The following is a 12,909-nucleotide window of genomic DNA, read 5'->3' as shown; positions in this document are numbered from 1 at the left end:
CCGAACTGGCTCCCTCGAGCCGACTGAATGGATGCGTCTATGCGACTGTCGCGCTACTTCCTGCCGATCCTGAAAGAAACGCCCCGCGAGGCCGAGATCGTCTCGCACCGCCTGATGCTGCGTGCCGGCATGATCCGCCAGCAGGGGGCTGGCAGCTTCTCCTGGCTGCCGCTCGGCAAGCGCGTCCTCGACAAGGTCTGCCGCATCGTCCGCGAGGAACAGGACCGCGCCGGCGCCCAGGAAATTCTGATGCCGACCATCCAGTCCGCCGATCTGTGGATCGAGAGCGGCCGCTATGACGATTACGGCAAGGAGATGCTGCGCATCGTCGACCGTCACGAGCGCAAGATGCTGTACGGTCCGACCAATGAGGAGATGGTGACCGACATCTTCCGGTCCTATGTGAAGTCCTACAAGGATCTGCCGCTCAATCTCTATCACATCCAGTGGAAGTTCCGCGACGAGGTGCGGCCGCGCTTCGGTGTCATGCGTTCGCGCGAGTTTCTGATGAAGGACGCCTATTCCTTCGACCTCGACTACGAGGGCGCCAGGGCCGCCTACAACCGTATGTTCGTCGCCTATCTGCGCACCTTCGCGCGGATGGGGCTTCAGGCGATCCCGATGCGCGCCGATACGGGGCCGATCGGCGGCGACTTGAGCCACGAGTTCATCATCCTCGCCTCCACCGGCGAGAGCGAGGTGTTCTGCCACAAGGATTTTCTGCAGTTCGCCGTCCCGTCTGCCGATGTCGACTTTGCCGATGACGCCGGGATCGCCGCCATCGTCAAGGCCTGGACGACGCCCTATGCCGCCACCGACGAGATGCATGACGAGGCCGAGTGGAACGCCATCGCGGAGGGCGAGAAGGTTTCCGCGCGCGGCATCGAGGTCGGCCATATTTTCCACTTCGGCACCAAGTATTCCAAGCCCATGAACGCCACGGTCACCGGGCCGGACGGCAAGGAGCATTTCGTGTCCATGGGATCCTACGGCATCGGGCCGAGCCGCCTTCTGGCGGCGATCATCGAGGCGAGCCACGACGAGAACGGCATCATCTGGCCGGAAAGCGTCGCGCCTTTCGACATCGCGCTGATCAACATGAAGGCCGGCGACGAGGCCTGCGACCAGGCTTGCGCCACGCTTTACGAGGCGCTTCAGGCTGCCGGCCGGGATGTGCTCTACGACGACACCGACAGCCGCGCCGGCGGCAAGTTCGCCACCGCCGACCTGATCGGCCTGCCATGGCAGGTGATCGTCGGCCCGCGCGGCGTGGCGAACGGCGAAGTCGAGATCAAGAACCGGGCGACCGGCGAGCGCGAAACCATGCCGCTTGATGCCGTGATCAATCGTTTCAGCGCCGGGGCCGCATGACGCGAGGGCGCCCGGCCATCCAGCCCGCGAGGTTCGACGATGAGTGACGCCGCCACCCGAAAGGCAGCCGCCGCCGCGCCGCCCGCCGAGCCGAAGGGTGCCGGGCCCTTCTCCCACTTCGAGCGGCTGATCGCCTGGCGCTACCTGCGCTCGCGCCGCAAGGAAACGGTGATCTCGGTGATCGCCTCCATTTCCTTCATCGGCATCATGCTGGGCGTGGCGACGCTGATCGTCGTGATGGCGGTGATGAACGGCTTTCGCGCCGAACTGCTGACGCGCATCCTTGGCGTCAACGGGCATCTGATCGTCCAGCCGATCGACATGCCGCTCAGCGATTACGACGCCGTCGCCGCGCGGATCGAGGGCGTCGAGGGCGTACGGCTCGCCATGCCGATGGTGCAGGGCCAGGTGCTGGTCTCCGGCCGCTCGGGCGCCGGCAGCGGCGCCATCGTGCGCGGCGTGCGCGCCGACGATCTGGCCCGGCTCGACCTCGTCTCGAAGAACATCCGCGACGGCTCGCTGGTCGGCTTCGCGGCCGGCGAGGGGGTGGCGATCGGCACGCGCATGGCCCAGAGCCTTGGCCTTTCGGTGGGCGACACGGTGACGCTGGTGGCGCCCGAGGGCGATGTCACGCCCTTCGGCACGACACCGCGCGTCAAGGCCTATCCGATCGCCGCGACCTTCGAGATCGGCATGTCCGAATATGATGCGTCCATCATCTACATGCCGCTCGAGGAAGCGCAGCTCTATTTCAACGCCGAGGGGCTGGTGCAGTCGATCGAGCTGTTCGTCAACGACCCCGATGCCGTCGACGCGTTGCGCCCGGCGGTGGAGGCGGCGGCGCAACGGCCGATCCTCCTGTCCGACTGGCGCCAGCGCAACAGCACCTTCTTCTCCGCGCTCGAGGTGGAGCGCAACGTGATGTTCATGATCCTGACCATGATCGTGCTGGTGGCGGCGCTCAACATCATCTCAGGCCTCGTCATGCTGGTGAAGGACAAAGGGCACGACATCGCCATCCTGCGCACCATGGGCGCCACCAGCGGTGCCATCATGCGCATCTTCCTGATGACCGGCGCCGCCATCGGCGTTGCCGGCACCCTCGCCGGGGTGATCCTCGGCGTCGTCATCTGCTGGAACGTCGAATCGATCCGCCAGTTCTTCTCCTGGCTCTCCGGGACGACGATCTTCAACCCCGAGCTCTACTTCCTGAGCAGGCTGCCGGCCAAGATGGAGGCGGACGAGACCGTCGCCGTGATCGTGATGGCGCTGGCGCTCTCCTTCCTGGCGACCCTGTTTCCGGCCTGGCGGGCCTCGCGGCTCGATCCGGTCGAAGCGCTGAGGTACGACTGATGGCCGCCATTCTCGAACTGAAGGGCATCGAGCGCAGCTATCGCGAGGGCCACGGGCGCCTGACGATCCTCAAGGATGCGGCGTTCTCGCTGCAGCCGGGCGAGATGGTGGCGCTGGTGGCGCCGTCCGGCGCCGGCAAGTCGACGCTGCTGCATCTGGCCGGCCTGCTGGAGGCGCCCGACGCCGGCGAGGTGATCGTTGGCGGCAAGGCCTGCGGCAGGCTCTCCGACGATGCACGCACGGCGATCCGCCGCAACGAGATCGGCTTCGTCTACCAGTTCCATCACCTCCTGCCGGAGTTTTCGGCGGAGGAGAACGTCATGATCCCGCAGATGGTGGCCGGCATGGCCCCGACGGAGGCGCGCAGCCGGGCCGTGCAATTGCTCGACTATCTGCGCGTCGGCCATCGCGCCAGCCATCGGCCGGCCGAGCTGTCGGGCGGCGAGCAGCAGCGTGTCGCCATCGCCCGGGCCGTCGCCAACGCACCGCGCGTGCTGCTGGCCGACGAGCCGACCGGCAATCTCGACCCGGTCACGGCGGGCTATGTCTTCGATGCGCTCGAAGCCCTGGTGCGCCAGTCGGGGCTTGCGGCCCTCATCGCCACGCACAACCACGAGCTTGCCGCGCGCATGGATCGTGTGGTGACGCTCGACGGCGGAAAGGTCGTCCCGCTGACGCAGTGAAGCGCGATCGCTGTCTTTTGGGATTGAACGGTGCGGGGCACCGTGTCGTCGGCGTCCCGCGAACCCATTTACGCGGCGCGCCGGTGCGGTGGCGAACCGGCGCCTCGCGGCAAAATTTTAGAACGCCCCGATGAAGACTGCGGCGACCATGACGAAGGAACTGACGGCGACGAGCGAGACGACATCCTGAACAAGTTCGGTCATGAAATCCTCCTGATCTCTCTATGGTCTCTTTATGTGCTATTTTTGTTCCAATGTCAAGGATGGCTGGGCCTCTCCCGCCGTTGCCTGGCGAAAGGGTTGACGTTCCGTAAACGTCGGGCGGGTGTCGGCTTGCGGGCTGCAAAAGCAAAGAGGCGGGCAGGGCCCGCCTCAGGAAGGTCGCATCCTGGCGACAAAAAACTCAGTCGCCCACCGCGACGCCTTCGCGGCGCGGATCGGCGGCGCCTTCGAGCCCGTCCGGCAGGATGGCGATCCCGTGCAGGCCGGAGTTGAGATCGCCGACCGAGGTCTTGAAGCCGAGTGCCTGAAGGTCATCCTCGAGCGCCTCGGCGGCGGTTCCGGCCTCCACCGTATAGGTGCCGAAGCGGTTGGTGAGATGCGGCAGGTCGATCGCCTTTTGCATGTTCATCTGCCAGTCGACCAGCGCGATGACCGTGTTCGCCACATAGGGAATGATGTTGCTGCCGCCCGGCGAGCCGAGCGCATAGAGCGGCTTGCCGTCCTTCAGGATGATGGTCGGCGACATGGAGGAGCGTGGCCGCTTGCCGGGCTCGACGCGGTTGGCCACCGCCTCGCCGGCCTCCTGCGGCGCGAAGGAGAAGTCGGTGAGCTGGTTGTTGAGAATGAAGCCGCCGGCCATCTGGCGCGAACCGAAGGCGCTTTCCACCGAGGTCGTCATCGAGGCGATGTTGCCGTCGCCGTCGACGATGACGAAATGCGAGGTGGACGGCTGTTCGAGGCTCATCCCGTCGATGCGCAGTTCCGCCTTGTCCCAGGGCGGCGAGCCGGCCTTCACCTCGTCCTCGCCGAGCGCCGTCGGGCGGCGGATCAGCGCCGAGCGGTCCTTGAGATAGTCCGGGTCGAGCAGCCCGCCCGGCAGTTTCACAAAATCGCCGTCGGCCATGTAGCGGCCACGGTCGGCGAAGGCGAGGCGGGTCGCATCGCCGATGATGCGCCAGCTTTCCGGATCGTCCGGGCCGAGACCGGCAAGGTCGAAATGGGACACCATGCCGAGAATCTGGCCGACGGTCAGCGCGCCGGAGGAGGGAGGCCCCATGCCGCAAACGTCGAGCCCGCGATAGGGCGCGCACACCGCCTCGCGCTCCTTCACCTGATAGGCGGCGAGATCCTCCAGCGAAAGCAGACCGGGATTGGTCTCGTGGCCCTTGACGGCGGCGACGATCTTCTCGGCCACCGACCCCTTGTAGAAGCCGTCGGCGCCCCCGGCGGCGATCGCCTTCAGCGTCTCGGCATAATCCGGATTCTTGAGCACCGTGCCGACGGCGAGCGGCTCGCCGGCATCGTCGTAGAAATAGGCGCGGGCGGCGGCCTGCATGTCGAGCTTGCCCTTGTCCTCGGCAAGCAGCGCGTTGAGGCGCGGCGAGACGGCAAAGCCCGCCTCGGCCATGTCGATCGCCGGCTTGAGGACGTCGGCCCAGGCAAGCTTGCCGGCCTTCTCGTGCACGGCCTCCATCAGCCGCACGACGCCGGGCGTGCCGATTGAGCGGCCGCCGACCACCGCGTCAAAAAAGGCGAAGGGTTCGCCCTTGTCGTCGAGGAAGAGCTCGGGCGTGGCGGCGGCCGGCGCCGTCTCGCGGCCGTCGAAGGTGGTCAGCTTGCCGCTCGCCGCATCGTACCAGACGAGAAAGGCGCCGCCGCCGATGCCGGAGGATTGCGGCTCGACGAGGCCGAGCACGGTCTGCACGGCCACCAGCGCGTCGGCGGCGCTGCCGCCCTGGCGCAAGATCTCGAGGCCGGCCTGTGCGGCAAGCGGGTTGGCCGCCGCAACCATCTGCTTTGTCGCACGGACGGCGGCCTTGTCGATCACGCCGCTGGCGATTTCCGGGGCGTGCGCGTCCGTCGCCTGCTGCGCGGCGAGGGGTCCCGTGGCGATCAACAGGCCGGATAAGACCGCAAGGGTTTTCAGTGTGGGGGGAACGGGCATGCCAGGCACTCCTCTGCTCGGCGGAAGTGCCGGCGCGGCACTTCCAATGCGAAAGGGTGGCGCTTCAGCGGCGTTCGGCGGGGCCGAATGTCTCCTCGAAGGCGGCTTTCAGTGCCACGTCGAAATCCTCCATCGTCACCGGCAGGCCGAGATCGACCAGGCTGGTGACGCCATAGCCGCTTATACCGCACGGCACGATGCCGCCGAAATGAGCCAGTTGCGGCTCGACATTGACCGCGATGCCGTGGAAGCTCACCCAGCGCCGCAGCCGGATGCCGATGGCGGCGATCTTGTCCTCGGCCGGCAATCCGCCGGGCAGGGTAGGCTTGTCCGGCCGCGCCACCCACACGCCGACACGGTCCTCGCGCCGCTCGCCCTTCACGTTGAAGCGTGCCAGCGCGCCGATGATCCAGTCCTCGAGCGCGGCGACGAAGGCGCGGATGTCCTCGCGGCGCGTCTTCAGGTCGAGCATCACATAGGCGACGCGCTGGCCGGGGCCGTGATAGGTGTATTCGCCGCCGCGCCCGGTCTTGAAGACGGGAAAGCGCCCGGCATCGAGCAGGTCCTCCTGCCTGGCGCTGGTGCCGGCCGTGTAGAGCGGCGGATGCTCCACCAGCCAGACGAGCTCGCCCGCCTTGCCGTCGCGAATCAACCTGGCGCGCTCTTCCATGAAGGCGAGCGCGGCTTCGTAGTCCGTCAGCCCGGGTTCGATGCGCCACTCGACGGGCGGCGCCTCGCCGCGCGGCAGGAAGGCGGTGTCGATCTCACCACGTGCGCTCATGACGGGGTCTGCTCCAAGCAATTGTCGTCCCGCACATATGGCGATAAATCGGCGTCCGGTCCAGTCGCGGCGCCGGCCTGTGTGTGGCGAACATTTTTGCGGAATCGCACATTGCCGGACTTGTGTCCCCAAACCCGATTTGCTACATGCCCGTTGCCGGTTCGAACCGGCCTTTCGTTGCGTGCGGTCGTGGCGGAATTGGTAGACGCGCAGCGTTGAGGTCGCTGTGGGGCAACCCGTGGAAGTTCGAGTCTTCTCGACCGCACCAGTCTCATCGAAACAGTCTGTGTTTTCGCGGGTTTGACAGGCATGTCAAACCCATGGGTGGGACACCTTCACTCTTTCCCGATCCTGCATCATGCCGCCGGCTTCGCCGAATGCGCGGATCGCATCAGCGGTTTCCTTTGCGCCTGAGGAGCAGGGCTTTTGTCCCGATGCCGGCTGCGACGGCGGAAAAGCCGGCCCACATCCCATCCGATAAGAACGTTCGTACTCCAGGCGGATCGACTATGCGCCCTGGGATGCGCTTTTTCCGGAGAGGTGTTGGCGGTCCCATCGCGCCATGCGGTGGGCATTGCCGAGTTGCATGGCTTCGGCGAACGCCGATTTCACGGGTCCGAAGACCGTCGAGATCAGGATTTTCGGGCTGTCGGCCAGTTCGGGCTTGCGCATTTCGTCATCGGTCGAGCCGCGGTGCAGGGATCGAATGTCCATCATCACCACATCGCCCGCATTCACTTCGAGTTGCGTCACCTCCCTCGTGCCGGCCAGATCATCGAGCAGTTTGTCGTCCAGAGGCGTCGGCACGAGATGGGAGCCTCGCGCGATTCTCAGGCTTCTCCCGGTCTGCAGATAGACAAGGGCCTTGATGCAGCCATCGCCGCGCATGCTCCACGGGTCGATCGCATCGAGAAACGTGCTGTACTCGCCGCGCAGCAGGTCCGTGTGCCAATGCTGAGACCGGTTGACCGTGACGTCGCTCAAGCCGATCGCAAAATAAGGCGCGCCTCCATAGTATTTTGACAGGAATTCGTTGATCGAACTGTTCGCGGCGATTTGGGAATGGAGAAATGAGAGCGCCGGGAAACGATGGAAGCCGGCCAGATGATAGGAATGCGCGACGTCGCGCGTCTGTCCCATGCTGCCGAGGTTATCCAGTGTCGTCTTGCGAAATTCCTCGATCCTCTCATCGTTGAAGATCGACGGGAGGACGCAGCATCCATCCCTGTTGAGCTGTTCGACTAGCCCATGCACCTGCATTTCTTCCCCTCCCTGAAAAAAGGCCGTGGGCGATGGTTGTGAGAAAGGTGCGTTTCTCGAACAGGTGCCGCTCTCAGCGAATGGAGGCATCCCGGGTGAACTATATCCCGAGTTTTCTTCGCACCTTGTTTGCGAGTGTTCGCGATGATGATTCCCCCCAGACACACCGGTCACGCCAGAGCTTGTTATAATTGTTTCCGCTGTTCGGGACCAGATCGGAGATCGTTCCGTCGCGGGTCTTGTTCCTGATCGCTACCACTTCCCCGCCTGGCATGATCTTGACGATGTTGGTCCGGCCGGTCGCGTCGACGTTGAGCCGCGAGGAATCGCCGAACTCGATGGCGCGCCAATCGTCGGTTTCGGCCAGAATGCGGCCGAACATATAGGGGCCCGTCGGATCGAGCGGAGAAACGCCGTAATGGCCGCTCTTGCAGTGGGCGAGAACCCGCTGAATCGCTCTGTCGAGAACGGAGCTGCCCGGTTTGGCAAAAATGATTGCGTTGCTGACCGACCAGGATGGATGGCCGGGGATGTCCCGAAACACCACCATTTTGCTTCGGCTGCGCGGCTCGATGCGGCGCACATGCATGTAGGACAGGTCGGAGTAGAGGCCGCCGAATTTCATCAGAAGGCAATAGCGCGCAAGGTCCGCCTTGTAGGCGTATGGGCGCATGACCCGGTAGGCCGCCAACACCTCGCTCCCAAAGCTTTCGGACAGGAAATCCTGCAGTTCCTCGTCGCCGTAGATATGGTGGCTCGCCTCGGGATAGGTCTGCCTGAACGAGGCGATGTTGCGTTCCAGCGCATCCGATCTCGGCGCCTCGGCCGCCGGCCGGTCCGATATGAGTATCTGGAAAATCCTCTGGAAGTGCATCCTGCGTCGACCGAACCTGAAATGAGACTAACGCTGGGAAGCGCCAGCCAGCACCACCGCGATGACAGCCAGCAGCGGTCCCAGCCATTTGAAGTGGCCGATGATATGCGCCCACCAGGCCTGCTGCCCGGGTTTGCCTTCGACCGGCATTTTGAGATAGCCGAACCCCACGCCGGTCATCCACAGCGCGACGCAAAGCATGATGAACTCGTCGATATAGTCAGCGATCACGCCGCCCTCCCTTGATCTCTGCTCGTGGAGGAAACCACACGTTGCGACCGCCAGCAAGCGGCGGCAATGGTTGAATGGCTCCCGCCGCCGGCCATCGTTCGGCCGCAGGCGGCGACGAGAACAGGCGGGCAGGGCCGTGCAGGGCGGCGAAGATTGACGGGAACAGTCGCCGGCCTGATGCGTTGCGTCGACATGCTTTACACGCTTCGGGTCATTGCCGTCCTCTTCGCCGCGCTGGCGCTGGTGCCGGCGGGAGCGCATCTGTTCTCGATGGCAAGCAAGCTGCAGATGGACAGGGGTGCCTATCTTAGCGCCCAGCGGGCCTATGATGGCTGGAGCCTGTTCGGCATCGTGGTCATCGCGGCCCTCATAAGCTGCCTCGCCCTGACCGTCGCGCTCTATCGGGCAGGCGAAAGCTATATCCTCGCCGCGCTTGCATTCCTCTGCCTCGTCGGCACGCAAGGCATCTTCTGGACCTTCACCTTTCCGATGAACAGCGCAACCGAGAACTGGACGATGCTGCCGCCGAAATGGGAGTTCCTGCGCATGCAATGGGAGCTCTCGCACGCCGGCAGCGCGGCCCTGAATTTCACCGCACTCGTTCTCCTTGTCATCGCCACGACCAAAAGCTGAATCGCTGTTCGGAAGGACGCTTTGCGGACGTCGTGCATTCAGGGCGCCCGCGTGAGCACATGAGGTTGTAGAAGAAGGTTGCCTATCGATGGAAGCGGCAGGTAAAACGACGGCGCCGACATCGAACTCCGTGATTCAAACAATGCATTTTCTGATCGTATTCCTCGGCATTGTCGCCACGATAGCCTTCTTCATCATCCGTGCGCACTACGCCTATGGCGTCGCCAGGGAAATCAACCGCGACACCAAGGGGTTGCAGCACAGAGCGAAACGGTCGTTCCAGAACCTGGTCGGAACCAGGCTCTCGCGGGTTCGCGACCCACAGCTCGCGGCCGCCATTCTGCTGATCCAGATCGTGCGGACGGGATCTCCCGTCACCGCACAGGAAAAGACCGCCATCCTGGATTGCTTTCACGATCCGATGAGAGTCGAAAATCCGTCGGCGATGTTCGCAAAGGCCTGGGAGTATACGGAGAACCGGGCATTCTTCTCCATGGTGGCCGACGAGCTCTTGCCGCTGCTGAGGGACCGGCTCGGCAACACGGAAAAGCAGCAACTCGTCGAGATGCTGCACAAGGTGGCAAGCGCCTACAACGACGTCGGCGAGCTCCAGCAATCGTCGATCGCGCGCCTGAAGAAGCGCCTTTTCCTTTAGATCGCGATCGCCTCCAAAGAATCAGAGCGGGATGCGGGCGGAAAACCGCTTTAAGCCGCTATTCGTTCCTGTTTCTGACGATGATGACCGGTGGCGGCGCATAGATCCAACTGTCGTGGAACGTGGCCGCGTTGGCGCGCCGTTCCACCCGTCGATCGAGTTCAAGGCGCTGCAGGCATTCAGCGAAGGCGTCGTTCTTTCGGGTGAAGCCGTAAGAGCGGCATTTCTCTTCATCCGCGATGCGCTGCTCTTCGGGCGTCATCGTCGTGCAGCCGGCGGCCAGAGCCGCCGGGATCAGAAGGAGAGCGAGGGACAAACGCATCTGCGAACTCCAGAAGAACATGCCCGAACCCACCGCCCTCCATAGCACATCACACGCGCGGCCTTGCAACAAGCGGCCTCATCTCGGGGTTGTTGGGTTTTTCATTGCGCCTCGTCGATGGCTAGAGCCAGAATCGCTTTCGAAGCTCATTGATCTGTAGAAGACTCTGGCTCGATGTGATCTCAAAATCCGCATAGAGCCTATCCAGCCAACCCGGCTCCTTGTCCATTTCGATGAACTCGGAAACGATTTCGAAGTACCTGTTCTCCAACACGTCTCCGACGCCTTTCACGTTGGTTAGAGCGACCAGACCTGTTGGAGGGCAGTCCAGACAGGTCACGGATACCTGTGGCATGTATTTTCTGATCGCATAGAGAATTTTCCAAACATCGCCGGTCCACCAGTTCGCAAAGGGCTCATCCGAACTTGGCTTCTGTTGTTCGCGAAGTGCCATCCTTTCGGTTATCGGAAAACAGTCGTGCAGCAGAACCACTGAGTTCGATCGGACGTAGCGGCTGACATGCAGGAGGTCACGAAGCAGGAACTCGAACAAATGCATCCCATCAAGGAATGCGAGATCAACCCCACCAGGAAAGAAGGTTCGTAGGTCATTGTTCCGGAAAAAGTGATCGCTCGGCTCCTGTATGAGGAAAGTGCGGTTGCGGCTCCCGATGCAATCGGTGTCGAATTGGAATTTGGGATCGATGGCAACTGCGTCGCATTGCGCGAGCTTCAACGAGCTGCCTTTCGCGGTGCCGATCTCAAAATACGACTCCGGTTTCAGGGAGTCGTGAAGGCTACCGATGAATTGGAGGTAGTTCACGCCCTGATGCTGGTCGCGGACATTTTCGCTGGAGATATGCTTCTTGAGGTCCATCCAGATCGTCTCCCATGAACACGTGAAATTCGACAGATTGGGGCGGACATCACTGCTGCTTTGAAGACGAACGCTGGAGGTGTCCGCCATGTCTCCAAATGCAAAGGAGCATGAATTTTTGCCGAGTCGCTGGGCCATGCCGGCCATCCTGCGCACGGGCTTCTCTTTGTAGTCTGGAGAGAGATACAGAACTCCATCGATATCTGAGAACCAATCGACCTTATGGTGAGCCGTGCCGATGGGGGTGATGTAAAAAGTGCACAGTCTCATGAGGCCGATGCTCTTCAGGAGATCCAGCCCCATGATGTTGAAAACACGCTCACTCTCCGTGACTTGAGACAGTACGCCCGAGACGATGCCAGTGAGTTTTTCGATCTGCTGCTCCCAGCGCTGACTAACGTGGTCTTCGCCAACGGGTACGGAAAATCCGTCGAGCACAAAACATGCATCGGAATCTTCAGTCAGTATGCGATTGATCAGTTTGGGCAGTTCTTGTTCCGCGTCCAGCCACGATTTATCTCCGACACGAAGCGCGACATAGAAGCGCCTGCGGTAGCGCTGGATTGCATCTGTGAGGCCCAGGACGTCCGATGCGGAAACGGCCTCGTCGGCGAGTGAGGTGATGCGGTTGATCGCTTGCGGAAATAGCAGGTGACTGCCGAGCGGAATAACGAGGCGCCCGTGACCGAAGGCATCAGTGCTTTTAACCGGCCCTTGCCTGGGTTTCTCGATGTGCGAGGTCGCTAGCTCGGGATAGATCGTTTGGATAGGGCCAAAGAACTCCGTGCCGACATATTCCAGGTTTCTTATCCTTGGCAGCAATCCGACCAGGTTCGCCTTCTCAAGACCGCCAAAATAGTTCCAGGCATGGTGAGCAAAGTTCTCGATCCCGCAAATTCGGACGATCAACTCGGGTTCCTGAACTGAGGTAAATGGACGGTCTGCCCGCTTGGAAATCTCCCTTGCTAGATAGGTTTTTACCGTGCTCCACACCTGTTCGGTGATCGCTGGATTCTTGGTGAAATGAAGAAACAAGTCTTCTGCCGGAAGGTAGAGACCGAGGATCTCTCCCTTTCCGCCACTGGCGACGAGGTACTGCATGCCTCTTCCGCGGAAGGCATAAACGAATTTGTCCCAAAATACGAAGCTTCCAAGAAACTCCGCTGGCGCGCCGGAATAGATGTCAGTCACGTCCAAGCGGCCCTGTTCGAGAGCATAGGTCTGATAGGCCGATCTCTTTTCAGCGTCGATGATCTCGCCTTTGATGCCTTCGTCGCAAAATGTAAGCTGTTCAATCTGATCGACCATCGCCGCCGACAATTCGAAGATCTCTCCGGCGAGGAATTCTTCAGATTTCAAGGATTGGCTTTCCTGCTTTCCGAACTCACAGAATTTTGTCGTCAGCGCCAACGCCGAGTTTAGTTCAAGATCTGGGATGGGTGTGGTGAGCAAACGCTGGTCGACTTCGGCGCTGCCATTCTCGTGGCTCGGTCGGAGGAGGGCTCCTTGAACCAACGCACCGAAATTCTCGATCAACGGTGAAGACGCCGGGTCGATAAGTGATTGGAGCCGGACACCGCCGCCCAACTTAATGACTTCCACGGCCAATGCCGTTTGGAAAGTCTGTCGGTATCTGGCGATAAAATCCACCAGTCGATCAACGACTTCGGCCCTGGGAAATACATCGAGAAGGCCTTTGACT

At 62.2% G+C, this 12,909-nt stretch carries 12 protein-coding genes and 1 tRNA gene; 6 read left to right on the top strand and 7 right to left on the bottom strand.

What is annotated here, in order from left to right; genetic code table 11:
• The first annotated feature begins 39 nt into the window (after window positions 1–39).
• Genes proS through NUU27_RS07335 form a run of 3 tightly spaced genes read left to right on the top strand, consistent with a single transcriptional unit; the run spans window position 40 to window position 3,407 of the window.
• On the top strand, window positions 40–1,371 hold the full coding sequence (gene proS, locus NUU27_RS07345; RefSeq protein WP_257761433.1) for a proline--tRNA ligase: 1,332 nt from the start codon (window positions 40–42) through the stop codon (window positions 1,369–1,371).
• A 39-nt stretch (window positions 1,372–1,410) separates the two neighbouring features.
• Complete coding sequence (locus tag NUU27_RS07340) at window positions 1,411–2,724, top strand: lipoprotein-releasing ABC transporter permease subunit (protein WP_257761432.1); 1,314 nt, start codon at window positions 1,411–1,413, stop codon at window positions 2,722–2,724.
• Window positions 2,721–3,407 carry an ABC transporter ATP-binding protein gene (locus tag NUU27_RS07335; RefSeq protein ID WP_257761484.1) on the top strand — a complete coding sequence of 229 codons (687 nt, stop codon included), beginning with the start codon at window positions 2,721–2,723 and terminating at the stop codon, window positions 3,405–3,407. Before NUU27_RS07340 ends, NUU27_RS07335 begins: the two co-directional genes overlap by 4 nt.
• A gap of 403 nt (window positions 3,408–3,810) precedes the next feature.
• On the opposite strand, the gene ggt is transcribed toward NUU27_RS07335, so the two are convergent.
• Together ggt and lipB are read right to left on the bottom strand one after the other, a co-directional pair.
• On the bottom strand, window positions 3,811–5,574 hold the full coding sequence (ggt, locus tag NUU27_RS07330; RefSeq protein ID WP_257761431.1) for a gamma-glutamyltransferase: 1,764 nt from the start codon (window positions 5,572–5,574) through the stop codon (window positions 3,811–3,813).
• 64 nt (window positions 5,575–5,638) lie between these two features.
• A complete protein-coding gene (gene lipB, locus NUU27_RS07325) occupies window positions 5,639–6,355 on the bottom strand; it encodes a lipoyl(octanoyl) transferase LipB (RefSeq protein ID WP_257761430.1) in 717 nt (238 codons plus the stop codon).
• Window positions 6,356–6,538: 183 nt separating this feature from the next.
• Here lipB and NUU27_RS07320 point away from each other — a divergent pair.
• Window positions 6,539–6,623 (top strand) — tRNA-Leu (locus tag NUU27_RS07320).
• Between the two features lie 239 nt (window positions 6,624–6,862).
• On the opposite strand, the gene NUU27_RS07315 is transcribed toward NUU27_RS07320, so the two are convergent.
• The 3 genes from NUU27_RS07315 to NUU27_RS07305 form a co-directional block, all read right to left on the bottom strand.
• Window positions 6,863–7,615, bottom strand: a complete 753-nt coding sequence (locus NUU27_RS07315; protein WP_257761429.1) for a hypothetical protein — start codon at window positions 7,613–7,615, stop codon at window positions 6,863–6,865.
• Window positions 7,616–7,715: 100 nt separating this feature from the next.
• The gene (locus NUU27_RS07310; protein ID WP_257761428.1) at window positions 7,716–8,489 is read right to left on the bottom strand and encodes a glycosyltransferase family 32 protein; all 774 of its coding nucleotides are present in this window, start codon (window positions 8,487–8,489) and stop codon (window positions 7,716–7,718) included.
• Window positions 8,490–8,516: 27 nt separating this feature from the next.
• Window positions 8,517–8,720 carry a hypothetical protein gene (locus NUU27_RS07305; RefSeq protein WP_257761427.1) on the bottom strand — a complete coding sequence of 68 codons (204 nt, stop codon included), beginning with the start codon at window positions 8,718–8,720 and terminating at the stop codon, window positions 8,517–8,519.
• Window positions 8,721–8,873: 153 nt separating this feature from the next.
• Here NUU27_RS07305 and NUU27_RS07300 point away from each other — a divergent pair, with 153 nt between their 5' ends.
• Both NUU27_RS07300 and NUU27_RS07295 read left to right on the top strand, forming a co-directional pair.
• Complete coding sequence (locus NUU27_RS07300) at window positions 8,874–9,353, top strand: hypothetical protein (protein ID WP_257761426.1); 480 nt, start codon at window positions 8,874–8,876, stop codon at window positions 9,351–9,353.
• 142 nt (window positions 9,354–9,495) lie between these two features.
• Complete coding sequence (locus NUU27_RS07295; RefSeq protein ID WP_257761425.1) at window positions 9,496–10,008, top strand: TerB family tellurite resistance protein; 513 nt, start codon at window positions 9,496–9,498, stop codon at window positions 10,006–10,008.
• Window positions 10,009–10,066: 58 nt separating this feature from the next.
• Here NUU27_RS07295 and NUU27_RS07290 read toward each other — a convergent pair whose 3' ends face one another.
• Together NUU27_RS07290 and NUU27_RS07285 are read right to left on the bottom strand one after the other, a co-directional pair.
• The gene (locus tag NUU27_RS07290; RefSeq protein WP_257761424.1) at window positions 10,067–10,330 is read right to left on the bottom strand and encodes a hypothetical protein; all 264 of its coding nucleotides are present in this window, start codon (window positions 10,328–10,330) and stop codon (window positions 10,067–10,069) included.
• A 121-nt stretch (window positions 10,331–10,451) separates the two neighbouring features.
• On the bottom strand, window positions 10,452–12,909 hold a 2,458-nt coding region (locus NUU27_RS07285), incomplete at its 5' end, for a class I SAM-dependent methyltransferase (RefSeq protein ID WP_257761423.1).

The organism is Nitratireductor sp. ZSWI3, from assembly GCF_024655565.1.
In the GTDB taxonomy this organism is placed as follows: Bacteria; Pseudomonadota; Alphaproteobacteria; order Rhizobiales; family Rhizobiaceae; genus Nitratireductor.
This window is presented reverse-complemented; position numbering and strand designations above follow the sequence as displayed.

What these genes read in the sequence shown, in the direction of transcription:
- proS (WP_257761433.1), top strand. Translation starts at nt 40, where the DNA reads ATGCGACTGTCGCGCTACTTCCTGCCGATCCTGAAAGAAACGCCCCGC.
- NUU27_RS07340 (WP_257761432.1), top strand. Translation starts at nt 1,411, where the DNA reads ATGAGTGACGCCGCCACCCGAAAGGCAGCCGCCGCCGCGCCGCCCGCC.
- ggt (WP_257761431.1), bottom strand. Translation starts at nt 5,574, where the DNA reads ATGCCCGTTCCCCCCACACTGAAAACCCTTGCGGTCTTATCCGGCCTG.
- lipB (WP_257761430.1), bottom strand. Translation starts at nt 6,355, where the DNA reads ATGAGCGCACGTGGTGAGATCGACACCGCCTTCCTGCCGCGCGGCGAG.
- NUU27_RS07315 (WP_257761429.1), bottom strand. Translation starts at nt 7,615, where the DNA reads ATGCAGGTGCATGGGCTAGTCGAACAGCTCAACAGGGATGGATGCTGC.
- NUU27_RS07310 (WP_257761428.1), bottom strand. Translation starts at nt 8,489, where the DNA reads ATGCACTTCCAGAGGATTTTCCAGATACTCATATCGGACCGGCCGGCG.
- NUU27_RS07295 (WP_257761425.1), top strand. Translation starts at nt 9,496, where the DNA reads ATGCATTTTCTGATCGTATTCCTCGGCATTGTCGCCACGATAGCCTTC.
- NUU27_RS07290 (WP_257761424.1), bottom strand. Translation starts at nt 10,330, where the DNA reads ATGCGTTTGTCCCTCGCTCTCCTTCTGATCCCGGCGGCTCTGGCCGCC.